The sequence below is a fragment of the Microbispora hainanensis genome, assembly GCF_036186745.1.
Classification (GTDB): Bacteria; Actinomycetota; Actinomycetes; order Streptosporangiales; family Streptosporangiaceae; genus Microbispora.
The window spans coordinates 6,990,408-7,008,709 of the sequence record NZ_CP108086.1; the positions used below are offsets into that span (position 1 = coordinate 6,990,408).

At 69.3% G+C, this 18,302-nt stretch carries 17 protein-coding genes; 11 read left to right on the forward strand and 6 right to left on the reverse strand.

Annotation, left to right across the window (positions count from 1 at the left end):
• Positions 1–101 precede the first annotated feature (101 nt).
• On the forward strand, positions 102–2,078 hold the full coding sequence (locus OHB01_RS32145; protein WP_205831090.1) for a right-handed parallel beta-helix repeat-containing protein: 1,977 nt from the start codon (positions 102–104) through the stop codon (positions 2,076–2,078).
• Between the two features lie 79 nt (positions 2,079–2,157).
• On the opposite strand, the gene OHB01_RS32150 is transcribed toward OHB01_RS32145, so the two are convergent.
• Together OHB01_RS32150 and OHB01_RS32155 are read right to left on the reverse strand one after the other, a co-directional pair.
• The gene (locus tag OHB01_RS32150) at positions 2,158–2,943 is read right to left on the reverse strand and encodes an SDR family oxidoreductase (RefSeq protein WP_142651582.1); all 786 of its coding nucleotides are present in this window, start codon (positions 2,941–2,943) and stop codon (positions 2,158–2,160) included.
• Positions 2,940–3,968 (reverse strand): zinc-dependent alcohol dehydrogenase, encoded by a 1,029-nt coding sequence (locus OHB01_RS32155; RefSeq protein ID WP_142651583.1) that lies wholly within the window; start codon positions 3,966–3,968, stop codon positions 2,940–2,942. Before OHB01_RS32155 ends, OHB01_RS32150 begins: the two co-directional genes overlap by 4 nt.
• A 331-nt stretch (positions 3,969–4,299) precedes the next feature.
• On the opposite strand from OHB01_RS32155, the gene OHB01_RS32160 reads away from it, so the two are divergent.
• Genes OHB01_RS32160 through OHB01_RS32190 form a run of 7 tightly spaced genes read left to right on the forward strand, consistent with a single transcriptional unit; the run spans position 4,300 to position 10,752 of the window.
• Positions 4,300–5,490 (forward strand): ABC transporter substrate-binding protein, encoded by a 1,191-nt coding sequence (locus tag OHB01_RS32160; protein ID WP_222709710.1) that lies wholly within the window; start codon positions 4,300–4,302, stop codon positions 5,488–5,490.
• Between the two features lies 1 nt (position 5,491).
• Positions 5,492–6,427, forward strand: coding sequence for a carbohydrate ABC transporter permease (locus OHB01_RS32165; RefSeq protein ID WP_142651585.1), 936 nt, complete (start codon positions 5,492–5,494; stop codon positions 6,425–6,427).
• Positions 6,428–6,431: 4 nt separating this feature from the next.
• Positions 6,432–7,343 carry a carbohydrate ABC transporter permease gene (locus OHB01_RS32170; protein WP_142651586.1) on the forward strand — a complete coding sequence of 304 codons (912 nt, stop codon included), beginning with the start codon at positions 6,432–6,434 and terminating at the stop codon, positions 7,341–7,343.
• A gap of 28 nt (positions 7,344–7,371) precedes the next feature.
• Positions 7,372–8,556, forward strand: coding sequence for a mandelate racemase/muconate lactonizing enzyme family protein (locus OHB01_RS32175; RefSeq protein WP_328709863.1), 1,185 nt, complete (start codon positions 7,372–7,374; stop codon positions 8,554–8,556).
• Positions 8,553–8,918: an L-rhamnose mutarotase gene (locus tag OHB01_RS32180; protein WP_328854427.1), complete on the forward strand. Its 366-nt coding sequence runs from the start codon at positions 8,553–8,555 to the stop codon at positions 8,916–8,918. The genes OHB01_RS32175 and OHB01_RS32180 overlap by 4 nt, the downstream gene beginning before the upstream one ends.
• Positions 8,915–9,754 carry an amidohydrolase family protein gene (locus OHB01_RS32185; protein WP_328854428.1) on the forward strand — a complete coding sequence of 280 codons (840 nt, stop codon included), beginning with the start codon at positions 8,915–8,917 and terminating at the stop codon, positions 9,752–9,754. Before OHB01_RS32180 ends, OHB01_RS32185 begins: the two co-directional genes overlap by 4 nt.
• Positions 9,751–10,752 carry an aldo/keto reductase gene (locus OHB01_RS32190; RefSeq protein ID WP_142651590.1) on the forward strand — a complete coding sequence of 334 codons (1,002 nt, stop codon included), beginning with the start codon at positions 9,751–9,753 and terminating at the stop codon, positions 10,750–10,752. Before OHB01_RS32185 ends, OHB01_RS32190 begins: the two co-directional genes overlap by 4 nt.
• Positions 10,753–10,862: 110 nt before the next feature.
• Here OHB01_RS32190 and OHB01_RS32195 read toward each other — a convergent pair whose 3' ends face one another.
• The 3 genes from OHB01_RS32195 to OHB01_RS32205 form a co-directional block, all read right to left on the reverse strand.
• Positions 10,863–11,654, reverse strand: a complete 792-nt coding sequence (locus OHB01_RS32195) for a FadR/GntR family transcriptional regulator (protein ID WP_205831093.1) — start codon at positions 11,652–11,654, stop codon at positions 10,863–10,865.
• Between the two features lie 74 nt (positions 11,655–11,728).
• Positions 11,729–12,676 carry a hypothetical protein gene (locus OHB01_RS32200; protein ID WP_142651592.1) on the reverse strand — a complete coding sequence of 316 codons (948 nt, stop codon included), beginning with the start codon at positions 12,674–12,676 and terminating at the stop codon, positions 11,729–11,731.
• 119 nt (positions 12,677–12,795) lie between these two features.
• Entirely contained in the window at positions 12,796–14,421 is a 1,626-nt protein-coding gene (locus OHB01_RS32205) for a GH39 family glycosyl hydrolase (protein ID WP_142651593.1), read from the reverse strand.
• Between the two features lie 169 nt (positions 14,422–14,590).
• Between OHB01_RS32205 and OHB01_RS32210 the strand changes: the two genes are divergently transcribed.
• Positions 14,591–15,634 (forward strand): LacI family DNA-binding transcriptional regulator, encoded by a 1,044-nt coding sequence (locus OHB01_RS32210; protein ID WP_142651594.1) that lies wholly within the window; start codon positions 14,591–14,593, stop codon positions 15,632–15,634.
• Here OHB01_RS32210 and OHB01_RS32215 read toward each other — a convergent pair.
• Positions 15,594–16,298 (reverse strand): hypothetical protein, encoded by a 705-nt coding sequence (locus OHB01_RS32215; protein ID WP_222709713.1) that lies wholly within the window; start codon positions 16,296–16,298, stop codon positions 15,594–15,596. The two genes, OHB01_RS32210 and OHB01_RS32215, sit on opposite strands and share 41 nt — an antisense overlap.
• Before the next feature lie 181 nt (positions 16,299–16,479).
• Between OHB01_RS32215 and OHB01_RS32220 the strand changes: the two genes are divergently transcribed.
• Complete coding sequence (locus OHB01_RS32220; RefSeq protein WP_205831095.1) at positions 16,480–17,421, forward strand: carbohydrate ABC transporter permease; 942 nt, start codon at positions 16,480–16,482, stop codon at positions 17,419–17,421.
• A gap of 62 nt (positions 17,422–17,483) precedes the next feature.
• A complete protein-coding gene (locus tag OHB01_RS32225) occupies positions 17,484–18,293 on the forward strand; it encodes a carbohydrate ABC transporter permease (RefSeq protein WP_142651595.1) in 810 nt (269 codons plus the stop codon).
• Positions 18,294–18,302: the final 9 nt, after the last annotated feature.

Consider the following 18,302-nt stretch of genomic DNA (forward strand, 5'->3'; position numbering starts at 1 on the left):
GGTTTCATCATACCTATTATGTGTTACATCACATGCACCAAGGGAGCCCGAGACAAGTGAAACACCGCCATTTGGCCTCCCTCATCGGAAGCGTCTCCGTCGTGACCGCCGGCATCGTCGTCTGGGGCGCCGCGCCGGCGCTCGCCGTGCCGCCCCACCCCGGCCGCACCACCATCGTCGTCTCCCCGGACGGGGATGATCACAACCAGGGCACGCCGGGCAAGCCGCTGCGCACCCTGACCGCGGCGCAGGCCATGGCACGCGCGTCGGCGCGGGCCGGAAGCGCCGTGACGGTCGAGCTGAGGGACGGGACCTACCGGCTCGACGAGCCGCTGCGTTTCACCGCGGACGACTCGGGAACCAGCGCCAAGCCGGTGACCTGGACCGCCGCGAAGGGCGCGCACCCGATCATCTCGGGCGGCCGGGCCGTGACCGGCTGGACGCCGTACGACGCGGGCAAGAACATCTTCGTCGCCTCGGTGCCCAAGGGACAGGACAGCCGGCAGCTCTACAAGAACGACGCCGCGGTGCCGCGCGCGGCCATCAAGATCAACCGCAGCGACGTGACGATCACCGAATCCGGCATGGAGATCAAGAATCCCGCGCTGAACTACCTCGCGACGCTGCCGGACCAGAGCCGCATCGAGGTGGAGAGCCAGGGCTCCTTCACCGACCGGTACGCCCCCGTGCAGAGCATCAGCGGGACGACCGTCACCATGCAGCAGCCCGCATGGCAGAACAACAACTGGGGATACGACACGCTGGCGCGCCCGTTCGCGGGGGGCCAGTTGCTGCTCGAGAACTCCTACGCGTTCCTGCAGGAGGGCCAGTGGTATCTGGACCCGGCCGCCGGCAAGCTCTACTACCGCGCCGCCGCCGGTGAGGACCCGAACGGCGCGTCGTTCGTGCTCCCCTACCTCGAGTCGCTCGTGCAGATCGCGGGCGGCTACGCGAAGCCGGTGCACGACCTGACCTTCTCGGGCATCCAGTTCTCGCACTCGACCTGGCTGTCGCCCGGCTCGCCGATCGGCTACGCCGACCAGCAGAACGGCGCCTTCATCCCGAAGGCCTACCCGCAGCCCGCGGACTACCTGAGCAGCTGCCAGTCGGGCTGCCCGTTGTTCGAGGGCGCGCGCAACGGCTGGAACCAGATGCCGGCGGCGGTCCAGGTGGCCGCGGCCACCCGGGTGAAGTTCACCGACAACACCTTCGCCCACCTCGGGCAGGTGGGCCTGGGCCTCGGCCTGGACGCCAACGCGAACGGAGCCGGGATCGGGCTCGGGGTCACCGAGGCGACCGTGCACCACAACCTGTTCACCGATCTCGGTGGCGCGGGGGTCGTCGCGGGCGGCGTGCAGCCGGACGCCCACCACCCGAGCGACCCGGCGATGACCCTGCGCGACATCACGATCGACAACAACTTCGTGACCGACGTCGCGAAGGACTACAAGGAGATGTCGGGCATCCTCACCACCTACGTGGACCACGCCGTGATCGCGCACAACGAGGTCTCCAACCTCGCGTACGACGGGATCGACACCGGCTGGGGCTGGGGCGCGAACGACGCGGGCGGCAGCCAGGACTACAAGAACCGGGGCCTGTACGCGTACCAGCCGATCTACACCACGCCGACGACCCTCAGGAACACCGAGGTGACCGGCAACCTGATCCACGGGGTGAAGAAGGTCTTCCACGACGGCGGCAGCCTGTACAACCTGTCGGCCAACCCCGGCGCCGTGTTCAGCGGCAACTACGTCTACGACACCAACCGGACGGTGGGCCTCTACCTGGACGAGGGCTCCCGCTACGTGACGATGAAGAACAACGTGATCCAGGACTGCGGCGTCTGGGTGTTCACGAACTCCTACGGGACGATCAACAACACCAGTGACAACGTGCTGCAGAACAACTGGTACAACTCGGGCATCACGCAGACGCCGGACACCGACGTGCACAACAACCGGCTGATCGACAACGTCCAGGTCTCGGGCACCGACTGGCCCGCCGAGGCCCGGCGGGTGATCGAGCAGGCCGGCCTCGAGCCCGCCCTGCGGACCTTCCCGGGGGTCACCAAGTAGTTCCCGGACGGCAGAAGGCGGGGAAGCCGTACGGCTTCCCCGCCTCTCTATTGGGGCGGGCCCTACGCGGGCGAGCGCGTCATCGCGCCAGCCATCCGCCGTCCACGGGGATGATGGCGCCGGAGACATAGTCGGACGCCGCCGAGCTCAGGAAGACCACCGCTCCCGCGAGGTCGTCGCCGCGGCCCCAGCGTCCGGCCGGGATCCGCTCCAGGATCGACCGCGACCGCTCGGGGTCGTCGCGGAGCGCCGCCGTGTTGTCGGTCGCGATGTAGCCCGGCGCGATGGCGTTGACGTTCACGCCCCGCCCGGCCCACTCGTTGGCGAGAGCCTTGGTGAGGCCCGCGAGCCCCGACTTCGCGGCGGTGTATCCGGGCACGTTGATGCCGCCCTGGAAGCTCAGCATGCTCGCCGTGAACACGATCTTTCCGTAGCCGCGCTCCAGCATCGGGCGCGCGACGAGCTGCGTGAGGGCGAACTGGCTCGACAGGTCGATCTCGATGACCCGATCCCACCACGAGAGCGGATGCTCCGCGGCGGGCGCGCGTTCGATCGTGCCCGCGTTGTTGACGAGGATGTCGGGAGCCCGTTCCGCGAGTTCGGCGCCGAGCGCCAGGACGGCGTCACGATCCGCGAAGTCGACCGCCCGGCTCTCGAACGACCGGCCGAGCGCGCGGATCGACTCGGCGACCTCGTCGTCGGGCCGCGACTGCGCGCTCACGCCGATGATGTCCGCGCCGGCGGCGGCGAGTGCCTCCGCCATGGCGCGGCCGATGCCCCGCCGGGCGCCGGTCACGACGGCGAGACGGCCGTGCAGGTCGAACAGTCCGGCGTGTCCACCCGTTCGCTCGCTCCGCTCGCTCATGCCCGGGCCTCCCCCGCGACGTCCACGAGGATCTTCATCGCCCGGCCCGCCGAGAGGTCGTCGATCGCGGAGGCGACCTCCTCGATCGGGACGACGCCGGAGATGAGGGCCTCCGTGGGGATCACGCCCCTGCCGAGCAGGTCGACGGCGCGCTCGAAGTCGGACCGCTGGTACACCCGGGCGCCCAGCAGCCGCAGCTCGCGCCAGAACACACGCTGCAGGTCCAGCTCGCGAGGGGCGGAGTGGATGGCCACCACGACGATCGTCCCGCGCACCTTCGCCAGCGCGGTGGCGGAGCGGGCCGCGGCGGCCGCCCCCGACACCTCGAACACCACATCGGCGCCGACGTCGTTCGTCCAGCGCCCGACCTCGGCGGCCAGGTCGGCCGAGGTCGGGTCGATCACCTCGAACCCGAGCTCGGCGACGCGGCTCCGGCGGGAGGCGTCCACCTCGGCGACCATGACATGGGCGCCGGCGTCGCGCGCGACGGTGGCGATGAGCACGCCGATGGGACCGCCGCCGAGCACGACCGCGTGGTCGCCGACCTGGAGGCCGGAGCGCCGCACGTCGTGCACCGCGACGGCGACGGGCTCGACGAGCGCCGCCGTACGCAGGTCGAGGCCGGCGGGAAGCGGCACGGCGATCGACGCCGGCACATTCCACCGCTGTTGCAGCCCTCCGGGGGAGTCGATGCCGACGAACACGAGGTTCTGGCAGATGTGCTGATGACCTGCGAGGCAGGCCGCGCAGGTGCCGTCCCAGACCAGCGGCATGACGGTCAGCGGGTCGCCGACCTTCCAGCCCTCCACGCCCTCGCCGACCGCCGCCACGGTGCCCGACGTCTCGTGGCCGAACACGAGGGGCGTGCGCACGCGAGCGTCCATGGCGCCGTGCACGATGTGGAGATCGGTCCCGCACAGTCCGCAGTAGGCGACGGCGATCTGAAGTTCTCCGGGACCCGGCGGCCCGACGTCCACGGAGACGGTCTCCAGACGGCCTCCGCCCACATAAGCTGCACCCTTCATGGGAGTTCTCACTCTCCTTCGCACCGCACCGCACTGATCCGGCGCCGATCCGGCGCCGGCCGCGGCGACCCTTGCGCACATCATACGTATGCCGTTACTTTTATCACCATCTCTCACCCCCCGATGTGGGAGACAGGACAAAAAGGACTCGCACATGTTCCGTTTCACACGAGCCGGACGCACGGGCCCATGGATGCGCGCGATCAGCGTTGCCGGAGCATCGGCTATCGCTCTCACCTTGGCCGGTTGTGGCGGCAATGGCGGCACCTCGGTCGGTTCCTACGGCTTTCCGCAGGTCACCCAGGACGACAAGGCCCCCATCACTGTATGGGTGGACTCCGACAGGGTGAGCGCGGCCGACGCCTTCAAGAAGGCCAACCCGGACGTCAAGATCGACGTCGTCACCTATGACGGCTCGGCGAACGGCTCCAACTCGTTCCGTACGAAGGTGCAGCTCTTCGACCGGGCCGGCAGCGGCTGGCCCGACGTCGTGTTCTCGACGCAGAACAACGACGCGGCGTGGGCGAGCCAGAAGAGCAACGGCAAGCAGGCGTTCGCGGCCGTGCTCAACGGCGGGCTCGTCCCGAAGACCACTCTCGACTCCTTCACCCCGGGTTCGCTCGACCCGTGCACGGTCGAGGGCAAGGTCTACTGCCTGCGCAACGACCTCGCCCAGGTCGTGCTCTGGTACAACAAGGACCTGCTCGACAAGTTCGGCTACACCCTCCCCACGACCTGGGAGGAGTACCAGGCGCTCGGCGAGAAGGTGGCCAAGGAGCACCCCGGCTACATCGTCGGCGCCGTCGGAGACTCGTTCGCCTCGGAGATCTACTTCTGGAGCGGCAAGTGCCAGGCGAACGACATCACCGGCCCCAAGTCCGTGTCGGTCAGCACCGGCACCCCGGAGTGCAAGCGCGTCGCGTCGATGCTCGACGTTCTGATCAAGAACGGCACCACGCCCAACCTGAGCGTGTTCACGCCCGAGTTCGTAAAGAAGTACACCGGTAAGGTGCTCCTGATGCCCGGGCCGGCCTGGTACGCGGGAGCCATCTTCAACAATCCGCAGTCGCTCAACGTCCCCGCGGGTCAGCTCGGCGTCGCGGCGCCGTTGACGTGGCAGGGCGACACCCCCGCGACCGGCAACGTCGGCGGCGGCACCTGGTTCATCAGCAGCCATTCCAAGAACCTCAAGGCGGCCGAGAAGTTCGTCGAGTTCGTCACGACGGCCGACGACTACCAGGTGAACGTCGCCCCCGGTTACCCGGCCTACGCGCCGGCCGCCGAGAAGTGGCTCAAGAAGCAGGAGTCGAGCGGCTACTACGCGACCGACCTGCAGGCTCTGCTCACGGCCGGGTCGCAGATCTGGAACGGGTGGGGCTCCGGCGTCTTCAGCCAGGAGGCCATCTGGGCGAAGACGATGACTCCTGCGATCGCGAGCGGCAAGAACCTGGTCGACATGCTCCCCGAATGGGAGACCGCGATCAAGAACCAGGCGCAGGTCAACGGCTATACGGTCAAGTGACATGACAGTCATGAACGAGACCGGCCCGTCGGCCACGACGGCACCGCGCGGAGGGCAGGGCGAAAGGAGCGACGCCGGCGGGCGGAGCGCGATGAGCTACGGCTTCGTCGCTCCCTACACAGCGCTGGTGATCGCGTTCGGGGTCCTGCCCGCCCTCTACGCGGTCTTCCTCGCGTTCACCGACAGCGAGGGCGGCTTCGCGGGAATCGCCAACTTCACCAAGGTCGTGAGCGACTTCCGCTTCCTGCCCGCCGTCGCGCATGTCGCGCTCTACCTGGTGATCTGGCTGGTGGCCCTGGTGGTGCTGGTCTCGTTCCTGGCTGTCGTCGTGCACGCGGTCCGGGTGCGGTGGCTGAGCCGGACGCTCAGGTTCGTCTTCTACCTGCCGGGCGCTCTGGCGGGCGCGTCGAGCGTGATGCTGTGGCTGTTCGTGCTCGACCCGACCGCCAGCCCGGTCAGCGGCCTGCTGCGTCTGCTGGGATTCTCCAGCTTCGTGCAGGTGATCGTGCCGGCGAACCTCCCTCCGGTGTTCGCCATCATCGCGTTCTGGACCGGCGCGGGCGGCTGGATCGTCATCATGTACGGCGCGCTGAACAACATCAGCCCCGACGTGATCGAGGCCGCCCGCATCGACGGAGCGACCGCCGTGCAGATCGCCCGGCGCATCCAGCTGCCGATGCTGCGCAAGTGGATCTCGTACATGGGCATCATGTCGCTCGCCGCCGGCACGCAGCTGTTCGTCGAGCCACAGCTGCTCTCGCAGGCGAGCAACGCGATCGTGCCGAACGACTACTCGCTCAACCAGCTCGCCTACCAGTACGCGTTCCAGCAGAACGACTTCAACGGAGCGGCGGCCATCTCCCTGCTGCTGCTCGTCATCGCCCTCGCGCTGTCGGCCGTCTTCGTGACGCGCGGCGGCCTGTTCGAGAAGGACTGAGGTCATGACGACAGTCGACATCGGTCGCCCGGCGGGGCGACGGAACAGTGTCAGCGGCTGGAGCGTACGGACGATCATCGCGGTCGTTGTCGCGATCTTCGTGCTGTTCTTCGTGATACCTATCGTCTGGCTGCTGCTGGCGACGACGAAGTCGGCACACGCGCTCATCGTCGACAACCCGTTCCAGCCCGGCGGCCTCGGCGACCTGGCCGCCAACTGGAAGCAGCTGTTCGCCTTCCAGGACGGCGCGGTGACCTCGTGGGTGGGCAACTCGGCGCTGTACGCGGTAGGTGCGCTCGTCATCACGCTCATCGCGAGCATCCCGGCGGGTTATGCGATGGCGCTGACGGAGTTCCGGTTCCGGCGGCTGCTCCTGGTGCTGACGCTGATCGTCATGCTGATCCCGAACACCGCGCTGGTGCTGCCGATCTTCCTCGAACTCAACGTGGTGGGGCTGATCGGCAGCCCGCTGTCGGTGATCCTGCCGATGTCGTTCTTCCCGTTCGGCGTCTACCTCACCTACATCTACTTCTCCACCAGCATCCCCCGTGACCTGCTCGCGGCGGCGCGCCTGGACGGATGCAGTGAGTTCCAGGTGTTCACGAGGGTCGCGCTGCCGCTGGCCGCGCCGATCGTGGCCCTGGTCGCGTTCTTCAGCTTCGTCCAGAACTGGAACAACTTCTTCCTGCCCTTCGTGATGCTGCCGTCGAGCGAGGGCTATCCGATCCAGGTCGGCCTGACCTCCCTGCTCGCCTCGACGCCGGCGTTCAACCCGAGCTCCGCCGGCGCCCAGTCGGTGCAGCTGCCCACACTCGCGCTCGCCACCGTCATCTCGGTGTTGCCGGTGCTGATCGTCTTTCTTTTCGCACAACGCTTCCTGGTGGCCGGCATGACGGCCGGGGGCACCAAGGAGTGAGTCGCATTACCGTCACAAAGGAGAACCCGTGAAGGTCACCGGCTATCGCAGCCTGACCACTGCGCACGACTGGGGCCGGCTGATCGGCGACGCCAACGGCGTCATGCCCGAGCCGCGCACCGACGTGCATGTGCTGATCCTCGAGACCGACAGCGGTATCGAGGGTGTCGGGCTCGGAGCACACGGCGATATCGACCGCGTCTTCGGCGCCGTCGAGGGCGAGGACCCGCGGGCCGTCTCCTCGCTCTACGACCGGATGGTCGACCGGGTCTTCAAGACCGGCCACTCCGGCGCCACCTTCGGCGCGATCGGCGCGATCGACATGGCGCTGTGGGACCTCAAGGCGAAGGCCGCCGGCGAGCCGCTGTGGCGCACTCTCGGCGGACGTGACCGGTTCGTCCCGGGCTACGCGTCCGGGCTGGACATCGCACTGGACGACGACGCCCTCGTGCGCCTCTACGAGCGCTTCGCGGAGCGGGGCTTCAGCGCCGCCAAGCTCAAGGGCGGCCGGAATCTCGAACACGACCGGCGCCGGCTGCTGGCGCTGCGGGACGTCCTCTCGCGCAACTCGGCCGACCCCGCGCTCATGCTCGACGCCAACGAGTCGTGGAACCGCTCGCAGGCCGTGCGCTACATCGCCTCGCTGGAGCGGTCCGTGGACCTCGCCTGGGTGGAGGAGCCGGTGCGGCGATGGGACGCGGCCGGGCTCGCCTCGGTCCGGCGTGGCATCCGCGCCGGCGTGGCGACCGGCGAGAACCTCACCGGTCTCGAGCAGTATCGGCCGCTCCTGGACGCCGACGCCGTCGACATCGTCCAGGTGGGCAACGTGTGGGGCATCACGCACTTCCTGCGGGTGGCCGCGGTCGCGCACAGCCGTGACCTGCCGGTGAGCCCGGTGGCCTACCACGCCAACCCGGTCGCGCACGCCGCCGTGGCCGTGCCGAACCACCTGGCCTTCGAGGTCCAGGACCTGTCGGCCCCCATCGGACTCCACGTCGACCAGGAGTACGAGGACGGCGGGATCGTCCTCGGCGACGAGCCGGGCATCGGCATCCGGGTGGACGAGGAGCACATCATCGCCGTGCGGGCCGCCGATCCGCCTGCCGCGATCGACGGGCCCCACGTGCGCCCCAGGCGGGCCGGCCTGCGCCTCGTCCCGGACTCCCATCAGGACGACCACGGCGTGCGCGCCGGAGAGCGGGTGGGATCGTGAGCGAGCGGACCGGCGAGCACGGCGCACGGCCCCGCGTCGAGCGTCACGCCTTCGTCGTCGGCGTCCGGCCGGAGCGCCGTGAGGAGTACCTCGAGCTGCACCGCAACGTCTGGCCGCAGGTCGAGCAGACCCTGCGCGACGCGAACGTCACGAACTACTCGATCTTCATTTTCGGCGACACGCTGTTCGCCTACTACGAGTACGTCGGCGACGACCACGCCGCCGACATGGCCCGCATCGCCGAGGACCCGGTGTCGCGCGAGTGGTGGACGCACACCGACCCCTGCCAGGTGCGCATCGCCGAGGAACGCGATCCCGGCGCCCTGTGGCAGCCCATCGACGAAGTATGGCACCTGTCGTGATCCGTTCCGTCGACGCGCACGTGCACCTCTGGAACCGGGCCATCGATCCACAGCCGTGGATCGACCCGGTGACGATGGCGGCGATCGACAGAGACTTCGCGCACGGCGACCTCGAGCGGATGCTCGACTCGACCGGCGTGGACGTCGCCGTCGTCGTACAGTCGATCAACAGCGCCGCCGAGACGAGGCGGCTGCTCACGCAGCCGGGCCCGCGCGTCGCGGGCGTGGTCGGCTGGGCCGACCTCACAGGCGACGTCGCGGCCCAGCTCGACGAGCTGGGCGCGCTCGACGCCGCGGCGCGCTGGAGGCTGGTCGGCATCCGTCACCTGGTCCACGTCGACCCCGATCCCGGCTGGCTCGGGCGGCCCGACGTGGGAGCGGCGCTCGACCGGCTGGCCGCCGCCGGCCTCGGCTTCGACCTGGTGGTGCGGTCGTGGCAGCTGCCGCTGGCCGCGACCGTCGCGGCCGCGCATCCCGGCGTGCGCTTCGTCATCGACCACCTCGGCGGGCTCGCCGAAGCGGACGACGACGACGGCTGGGAGGCGGGCCTGCGTGAGCTCGCCGCCCGGCCGAACACCTGGGCGAAGATCTCCGGGCTGGCCGGGCTGGTGAGCCACGGCGACGGAGCCCGCCTGCGGCGGGCGGTCGGCGTGGCGCTGGAGGCGTTCGGCCCGGAGCGGCTCATGTACGGCTCCGACTGGCCGCTCGCCGAGCTGGGGTGCGGCCCGGTCGCGTGGCGGGAAGCGGTGGACGAGCTGATCGGCGAGCTCAGCCCCGAGGAGCGCCAGGCCGTGACGTCCGGCACCGCGTCGGCCTTCTATCGGCTCGGCACATGACGGCGCAGGTCGTGGAGCTGCTGAAGCGGGCGGGGTCGAGGAACGGCGTCCTCGGCCTCGGCGGATCGCCGCTCGGCAACCTGGCCCGTCCCGTGACCGACGACGAGGCCGCCGAGACGATGCGCCGGGCGTGGGATCGCGGCATCCGCTATTTCGACACCGCGCCGCACTACGGCCTCGGGCTCTCCGAGCGCCGCATGGGCGCCGAGCTGCGCCGCCGTCCTCGCGACGAGTTCGTCCTGTCCACCAAGGTCGGCCGCCTGATCGTGCCCAACCCGCGGCCCCGCGAGTGGGACGACGACGGGTTCGCCGTCCCCGGTGACCTCACCCGGCAGTGGGACTTCTCGGCGGCGGGCGTCGAACGCTCGCTCCGGGAAAGCCTGGAGCGCCTCGGGCTCGAGTCGGTGGACATCCTCTACCTGCACGATCCCGACCAGGCGTGGGAAGGCGCGGCCGAGGAGGGACTCGCGGCGCTGGCGCGGCTGAAGGCCGACGGCGTCGTGAAGGCCATCGGCATCGGGACGAACTCCACCGCTGGGCTCGCCAGGGTCATCGAGGACGGGCTCGTCGATGTGATCATGCTGGCGAACCGCTACTCGCTGCTCGACCACACCGCGCTCGACTCGGTGCTCGCACCGGCCCATCGCTTCGGTGTCGCCGTGGTGGCCGTCGGCGTCTTCGCCACCGGCCTGCTGTCCACCGCCCGCCCCGCGCCCGGCTCGACGTACGAGTACCGTGCCCCCGGCGCGGACGTGATCGGGCGCGCCGAGCGCATCGCGACGGTCTGCGAGGGTCACGGCGTCGAACTTCCCGCCGCCGCGCTGGCCTTCCCCCTGCTGCACCCCGCGGTCTCCGCGATCGCCGTCGGCATGCGCTCACCGCACGAGGTGGACGAGAACCTCCGGCGGTTCGAGACCGACATCCCCGCCGGGCTCTGGGACGACCTGATCGCCGAAGGCCTGATCCCGGCCGGGGCCGTGCGGGCACACGAACGGTGATGCTCGCGCCCTGAAACCCGTGCCCCTTCTGTCCGGTCATGTCCGGGCGTGGACGGGGTGTGAGCCGCCCCCGTGACGCCGGCTGCGCAGGCGTCACGGGGGCGGCCCTGTCAGGAGCCGGCTTCCTGGCCCATCGCTCCGCGCACGCCGGGCCGGCGCCTGGCCCACGACCCCACTATGTGTACGCGCATCGCGGCCGCGGCCCCCTGCGCGTCACCCTGGAGGATCATGGCCTCGATCTGCCGGTGCTCGGCGAGCGACTGGAGGTGCTCCGCCCTGCTGGGCTCGCCGTTGTACCGGCTCGACAGCCGCGCCTTGGCGTGGATGCCGTGGATGATCGCGTGACCGAGACGGTTGCCGGAGAAGACCATGATCAGCTCATGGAAGGCGACGTCCTCCCTGCCGTAGCGGTCCGGGTCGTGCACGCTTTCCGCGAGGACGTTCGCCTGCTTCTTCAGCTCCTCGGCCTGGGCCGGTGTGATCACGCGGGCGCACTGCGCCGCCATGTCGCACTCGAGCGCCGCCCGGACGTTGATGAGGTCGTCGAGGATGGACAGGGTGCTGTCGTGCCGGATCTGCGCCTCCAGGACGAGGGGGTCCAGCAGGTTCCAGCCGATGGGTTCGAGGACCCGTGTCCCCCGGCCCGGTGTGGCCTTGACCAGGCCCTTCGCCTCCAGAAGCTTGATCGACTCGCGCACCACGGTGCGGGAGACGCCGAACTCCTGGCACAGCTCGGGCTCGGTCGGAAGTACGGTGTCGACGGGATAGGCCCCCGACACGATGCGGTCGATCAGGTAGGTGACAACGGTGTCACCAAGGCGCCGGGGTCGCTTGTAGCTGGGCGGCTCCAAGGCACGGGAGGCGCTCCCGGTCAGACCGGATTGAGGGGACGTGGCAGTCACAGGGCCTCCAGGAGGATCATCACCAGCCCAGTATACGTCCCTGCGCATATGTAATTCATATGATGTAAGCGGTATCACTCTTCGCCACCTGGGCGAAGGCCGCCACGAAGCTGCTCGGGAGGCGCACGGCGCAGTTCCCAGAGCAACGATCGTCCGGAGGTCAGATCCGAGGCGGTGACCACCAGCCGGTCATCGATGAGGTCGTACCGTCCGGACAGCAGCTCTTCGTCCTTGCTGAGCCACGTTCGCCAGATCCTGATCGTGGCGGTGGCCGGATCGACCTCGAAGTGGTGGGTCTGCCACGTCTGTCCGCTCCGCAGGACGACCTGGTAGGCGCGGTTGTGCTCGAAGTAGACGCGCTCGGCCGGACCGGGAAGGCCAGGGGGCCGGAAGGTGCCCGCCGTCACGTTCCATGTGCCGTCGAGCGGCGTGGGCGCCCGGTTGTTGTAGTTGGCGACGTAGTACGAGCACGAAGCCGGCACCGCGAGCAGGAGCGTCACGAGCACAGTGTGCGCCCACCGAGGGCGTACGCGTCGTGAACGGGGCGCGATCCGGTTCTGGTCGTTCCAGAACACCGCAACCAGTTCACGACGGTGCTTCCACAACAGACAGCTCGCGCAGCCGGCCCCGATCAGGGCGACGAGCAGGGCGTCGAAGGCGATCCCGTAGGCGATGTCGAGCACGGTGATCCCGGCGAGCAGCGGCGCGGCGCCCGCGGCACCGAGCAGCGTGGTGCGACGGAACGCCAGCGCCATGCCCAAGCCGATCTGCAAGAGTGCGATCAGATTGCCGAAGATCGGCGAGTAACCGAAGTAGTACCAGGTCAGCCAGAATCCGCTCACCGCGCCCATGGGCTTGTCGAGCTCGGAGTCGAGCACGGTGAACTGGGCGCCGAAGAGCTTGGCGAAGCCGTACTGCAGCAGGATCACCGCGGTGGTCCACCGGCATATCGAGTAGAGGAAACGCCCGCCCTCGGGCGCCGTGACCTCGTCGCCGTGCTCAGCCGCTGTCCGCCTCGTCACAAGCCGCCTCCCACCCCAAGCTCACGTGGGCGCGCCGAGACTGTCAAGCCCGGGCGAAGGCCCTCGTGCGGGTCCTCGTGCGGGTCCTCGTGCGGGTCCTCGTGCGGGTCCTCGTGCGGTCATGCCGACTGCCGCAGTGACATCACCGCCCACGGCGCGAGCTCGACGTCGAGGTCGAGCACACCGGTTTCCGGCACGGTCAGCGTGAACCTGCGGAGCGCGTCGGCGACCCGGCTCAGGTGCTCGCTCTCGGCCCGGGACGGGTTGAGGGGAGACCCGAGCCGATACCAGGCCTCGGCGACGTTCCCGTGCTCCCAGTCCAGGATCTCAACGAGGAACGTGGCGCCCGGCTCCAGCCCTTCGATGGAGTGCCGGATCCTGCGGCTCGGCCCGATCTCGGCCAGCGCGCGCGTCGCGGCGTACGTGTTCTGCGCCCGCAGGCCGCTCATGGCCATGTCCTCCGGGTAGTTGAAGAACACCGCCGACACCGCCGACGTCCGGCTGTCCCGCGTCACGACCCCCTCGGACGTCGCGCGCAGCAGCCGGTCGCCGAGCCGTCCCAGCATCACGAACGCGTGGAACGTGGGCTTGTGGATGCCGGCCTCGTTCACCAGGCCGAATCCGCCGTGGAACGGCCCGATCCCGGCGCCGCCCTCCTCGAACACGTCGGTGAAGGTCCAGTAGGAGATCGAGTCGGCGAGGGTGGCGCACCGCAGGTAGGCCCGCGTGATGTACGTCGCCGCGAACAGCGTGTCGTGGATGAAGTCCCGCGACGACGGCGACGTCGACCACTCCGTGACGTGGATCTCCGCGTCGGGGTAGGCGCTCTCGCTCACGAGCGTGCGCAGCAGGGTCAGGTCGTCGAACGTCGCGTCGGCATACCGGGTGATGTGCACGGCCTCGCCGTCGGAGGCGAAGGCGAAGTCGGTGGGATAGGTGTGCGTCGAGATGAAGTCGATCGGCAGTCCGCGCTCCGCGCACCAGGCGATGAAGTCCTCGATCCACACCGGGCGCCAGTCGAGCGCGTCCACGTCGGCCGCCGCGGCCGTCTCGTGCGTCGCGGCGCGGTTCTCGACCTCGCCCCTGTAGCGGTCGTCGGGCACGAAGACGCTCGTGGCGGGCCCACCCACCTTCAGCAACGGGTCGATTCTCTTGATGGCCGTCGCGGTCTGCTCGTACAGCTCGAAATACTCGGTCTTCGTCCCGGTCCAGAAGTGCGGCACCAGGTTCGGCTCGTTCCATACCTCGAACCGCCACTCCCGCACCTCGTCGAGGCCGTAGCGGTCGATCCAGTGCTCGACCGTCCGCGTCACCAGCTCGACCCAGCGCGTCATGTCCTTGGGCGGGCTGCAGTGGGCGCCCCACCAGAACACCGTCTCCGTCTCCGTCGCCAGCTCGCGCGGCATGAAGCCCAGCTCGACGAACGGACGGGCGCCGCACTCCAGGATGAAGTCGAACACCTTGTCCACGTAGCCGAACGTGTACACGGGCGAATCAAGGGGCGAGTCCGGGCCGAAACCACCGCCGTAGCTCTCCCGGTAGACGAACATGTCGTCGTGGAAGACGCCGTGGAAACGGACGTACCGCACTCCGCAGGCGTCAACGACCTCGGCGAACTGCCGCTGCCAGTCCGCGCGCAGCGCCTCGTTCGCCCGCCCGGCGCCGATGCACCGGCTCCACACGTGCGGGAACGCACCGTCGTCGCACGGCGTGCCGTCGATCACCAACCGGGACTCGCTTGTCATGGCTCACTTCTCTTCCGAAAATATTTCGCAACGTGTTCGTTGCTGCCCGGACAGTAGGTGGCGTGTCCGGCCGGTGTCAACGGTCATATAAGGGAAATGACCGCAGCATCGGACGAACGAAGGACGTGATAGTTTTCGAAAAAGTTTCGCAGCCCGAAGGGAGCCCCCGATGGCACGGCGAGGCCGTTCCGAGCGAGCCACTCTGGCGGACGTCGCCCGTCTGGCCGGTGTCTCACCGACGACCGCGTCGAAGGTGCTCAACGGGCGCAGCGACGTGGGGGCGAAAACGCGCGAGCTCGTCCTCGGGGTCATGGCCGACATCGGCTACAAGCCGACGACGGCGCGGCACGAGCAGCCGCGCGGCCGGACCCTCATCACCATGCTCGACTTCGTGGAGTCCCGTTATGCCGGGACGGTGCTCCAGGGGATACTCGTGGCCGCGACCTCGGCGCGGGCCGAGCTCCTGCTGCGCCTGCCGCCCGAGGCGCCGGTCAGCACGAACCGCGCGGCGGCCCGCGCCTGGATGGAGGAGCAGAAGGCGTCCGGCGTCGCCGGCATCGTCGCGCTCGCCGTCGCGGTGCCCGACGCGGTGCTCGTAGCCGCGGAGGACCTCGACGTGCCCGTCGTCACCATCGACCCGATCGACACGACCGAATCACGGGTCGTCAGCATCGGCTCCACCAACTGGGCGGGCGGCCGCTCGGCGACCGAGCACGTCATCAGGCTCGGCCATCGCAGGATCGCCTGGATCGGCGGCCCGGCGGGCTCCGCGCCCTCGGCGGAGCGCTTCCACGGATATCAGGCGGCGCTCGACTCGGCCGGGATCACGCCGGACCGCGCGCTGATCCGCCACGAGGCGTTCTCGGTCGAGGCGGGGCTCCGGCACGGCCGCGAGGTCCTCTCGCACGGCGACCGGCCGACCGCCCTCGTCGCGGGCAACGACGAGATCGCCGTCGGCGTCCTCGCCGCGGCCAAGGAGCTGGACATCGCCGTCCCCGGCGAGCTGTCGGTCACCGGGTTCGACGACACGCCGCAGACCGAGTGGACCACGCCCCGGCTGACGTCCGTACGGCAGCCTCTCGTCGGCATGGGCCGGATGGCCGTCGAGACCGTCCTCGGCATGGCGGACGGCGTCCAGCCCGCCTCCCGGCACCTCCAGCTCGCGACGACCCTCAACGTCCGCGACTCGACGGGCCCCGTCCCGTCGTCCTGATCCGCGCGGGTGCGGGCGGCGCGGGCGCCCGCACCCGCGCGAGCTCGGATTCCGGACGGCCTACGCGAACCCGCCCGCGTCCACGGTGCCGGCCGTCTCGAAGACGTCGACCGAGTCCAGGGGGATCGGGGTGAACATCGTCGGGCGTGCCCCACTCCTCCACGCCCGCGCGGGCCTTCGGGGATTCGAAGACCGCGACCTGGTTGAGCATCTCGCCGCCGCGCAGGCCGTACTGGACGAAGTGGCAGCGCGGGCCGACGTGGACCGAGACCTCGCGAAGGTCCACATCGCGGCCGGCCTCCTCGATGGGCACCGCGGCGCGGTAGGCGACATAGGAAGAGCTGACCGGCTCGTCCTCGACCAGAAGGCGGCGCGCCACCGAGTGCAGGCCGTCGGCGGCGATGACGATCCGCGCCTCGTCGGTCCGGCCGTCCGCCAGCCGCACCCGGGCGCCCGATGCGGTGTTCTCGTAGCCGGTGACGCGGGCGTCGGTCACCAGGCCGACTCCCGCGCGCCGGCAGGCACGCAGGAAGATGCCGTGCAGGTCGCTGCGGTGGATGACCATGTACGGGTAACTGTACGTGCGCTCCAGGTCGGCCAGGTCGAGGCGGGTCAGCTCGCCACCGTCGAGGGCGTCGCGCATCACCATGCTCGCCGGCAGCACGCCGAGGCTCCTGGCCTCCTCAAGCAGGCGCTCGGCGACGGCGATTACCTTCGGCCGTCGAGTCTCCCTCGATCGCCCGGTTTTCCCGATCGCCGGGCACTTGACGTTCCAGATGTTATCGGTAACTCTTCTCTGCATCACCGGAAGCCTCCGGTTCCCTGGTGGCATATGGAGAAAGAATGTGATCGATAACATACCTTACGACCGGCCCGTGCCGGGCCACCGCAGGGCGGAGCGCCGGCTCGCGATGCGGGTCCGCACCGTCGCCGAGGCGTACGCCCTGCTCGCACCGAGCCTCGCCGGTTTCCTGCTCTTCCTGGTGGCGCCCATCTTCGGCGTGGCGGCGCTGAGCCTGTTCGACTGGAACCTGATGGGCGCGCCGTCGTTCGTCGGGCTGGACAACTATCGCGAGCTCGCCGCCGATTCCGAGGTGTGGCGGGCCGTGCTCAACACGATCTACTACGTGGTGCTCAACATCCCGGCGCAGACCGTGCTGGCGCTGCTGCTGGCACTCGCGCTGAACCGGCGGATGCGCGGCGGCAAGGTGCTCCGGGTGGTCTTCGTGCTGCCCTGGATGGCCATGCCGGTGGCGCTCGGCATCATCTGGTCCTGGGTGTTCGACCCCAGATACGGCGTGGTCAACCAGGTGCTCGGCATGGTGGGGATCGACGGCCCCAACTGGCTCACCGATCCCGCGTGGGCCATGCCGGTGATCGCCTCGGTGAACGTCTGGCAGTACACGGGCTACACGATGCTCATCCTGCTGGCCGGGCTGCAGGCGATTCCGCACACGCTGTACGAGGCCGCGGCGATCGACGGCACCACGCCGGTGCAGCGGTTCTTCACGATCACCCTGCCGCTGCTGCGGCCGTCGATGTTCTTCGTGCTGGTGACGAACACGATCGGGTCGTTCCAGATCTTCGACACGGTCTTCGTGATGACCCAGGGCGGCCCCGGCGGCGCCACCGACGTGCTGAACTTCCACATCTACCAGCAGGGGTTCCAGCTCTTCCGGTCCGGCTACGCCTCGGCGCTGGCGATGGTGCTGTTCGCGCTGATCCTGCTGGTCACCGCGGCGCAGTTCCTCTACTTCCGCAAGCGCACCGTCTACGACTTCTCCTGACGATCCCCGATGAAGCCGACCTCCATGAAGAGGACCCCCCATGAAGAGGACCGGATGAAGAGATGAAGAGGGTCGCTCTGTATTCGGCGCTCCTCGCGGGCGCCGTGATCTCGGTCGCGCCCTACCTGATGACGCTGAACTCGGCGTTCAAGGAACCCGCGCAGGTGCTCACCACCCCCGCCTGGGAGCCCGCCTTCCCCCTCACGTTCGACAACTTCGCGCAGGTCTGGTCGGAGTACGACATGGCCGGGTTCCTGCTGCACTCGCTGGTCTACGCCGGGGCCGTGACAGTCGGCCAGGTCGTCTTCAGCACGATGGCCGCCTACGCCTTCGGCCGGATGTCGTTCCCCGGGCGCGACGCGCTGTTCTGGGGCTACCTCGCGACGATGATGGTGCCGCAGATCGTCACCCTGGTCCCGCTCTTCCTGATCATGCGGGAGTTCGGGCTGATCGACACCTATCTCGGGCTGATCCTGCCCACCGCCTTCGGCACGCCGTACGGGATCTTCCTGGTGCGGCAGTACTTCCGCACGATTCCGAGGGACCTGGAGTCGGCCGCGCGCATCGACGGCGCGGGCACGCTGACCGTGCTCGTCCGGGTGCTGCTTCCGCTGAGCCGGCCGATCCTGGCCACCCTCGCGACCATCACGTTCATCACGACCTGGAACACGCTGCTGTGGCCGCTGATCGTCACGAACGGCGACGCCACCCGGGTGGTCACGCTCGGCATCTCGGCCCTGAAGGGTCAGTATTCCTCCCAATATCACCTGATCCTGGCGGCCGCCGCCCTCGCACTGCTGCCGCTCGTCGTGATCTTCCTGCTGTTCCAGCGGCACATCGTCCGTTCGATCGCCCTGACCGGGCTGAAGTAACCACCCCCC

Bases quoted from the DNA above. Each gene is read 5' to 3' on its own strand.
- OHB01_RS32205 (WP_142651593.1), bottom strand. From the start codon at position 14,421: ATGACAAGCGAGTCCCGGTTGGTGATCGACGGCACGCCGTGCGACGAC.
- OHB01_RS32165 (WP_142651585.1), top strand. From the start codon at position 5,492: ATGACAGTCATGAACGAGACCGGCCCGTCGGCCACGACGGCACCGCGC.
- OHB01_RS32150 (WP_142651582.1), bottom strand. From the start codon at position 2,943: ATGAGCGAGCGGAGCGAGCGAACGGGTGGACACGCCGGACTGTTCGAC.
- OHB01_RS32170 (WP_142651586.1), top strand. From the start codon at position 6,432: ATGACGACAGTCGACATCGGTCGCCCGGCGGGGCGACGGAACAGTGTC.
- OHB01_RS32190 (WP_142651590.1), top strand. From the start codon at position 9,751: ATGACGGCGCAGGTCGTGGAGCTGCTGAAGCGGGCGGGGTCGAGGAAC.
- OHB01_RS32210 (WP_142651594.1), top strand. From the start codon at position 14,591: ATGGCACGGCGAGGCCGTTCCGAGCGAGCCACTCTGGCGGACGTCGCC.
- OHB01_RS32225 (WP_142651595.1), top strand. From the start codon at position 17,484: ATGAAGAGGGTCGCTCTGTATTCGGCGCTCCTCGCGGGCGCCGTGATC.
- OHB01_RS32155 (WP_142651583.1), bottom strand. From the start codon at position 3,968: ATGAAGGGTGCAGCTTATGTGGGCGGAGGCCGTCTGGAGACCGTCTCC.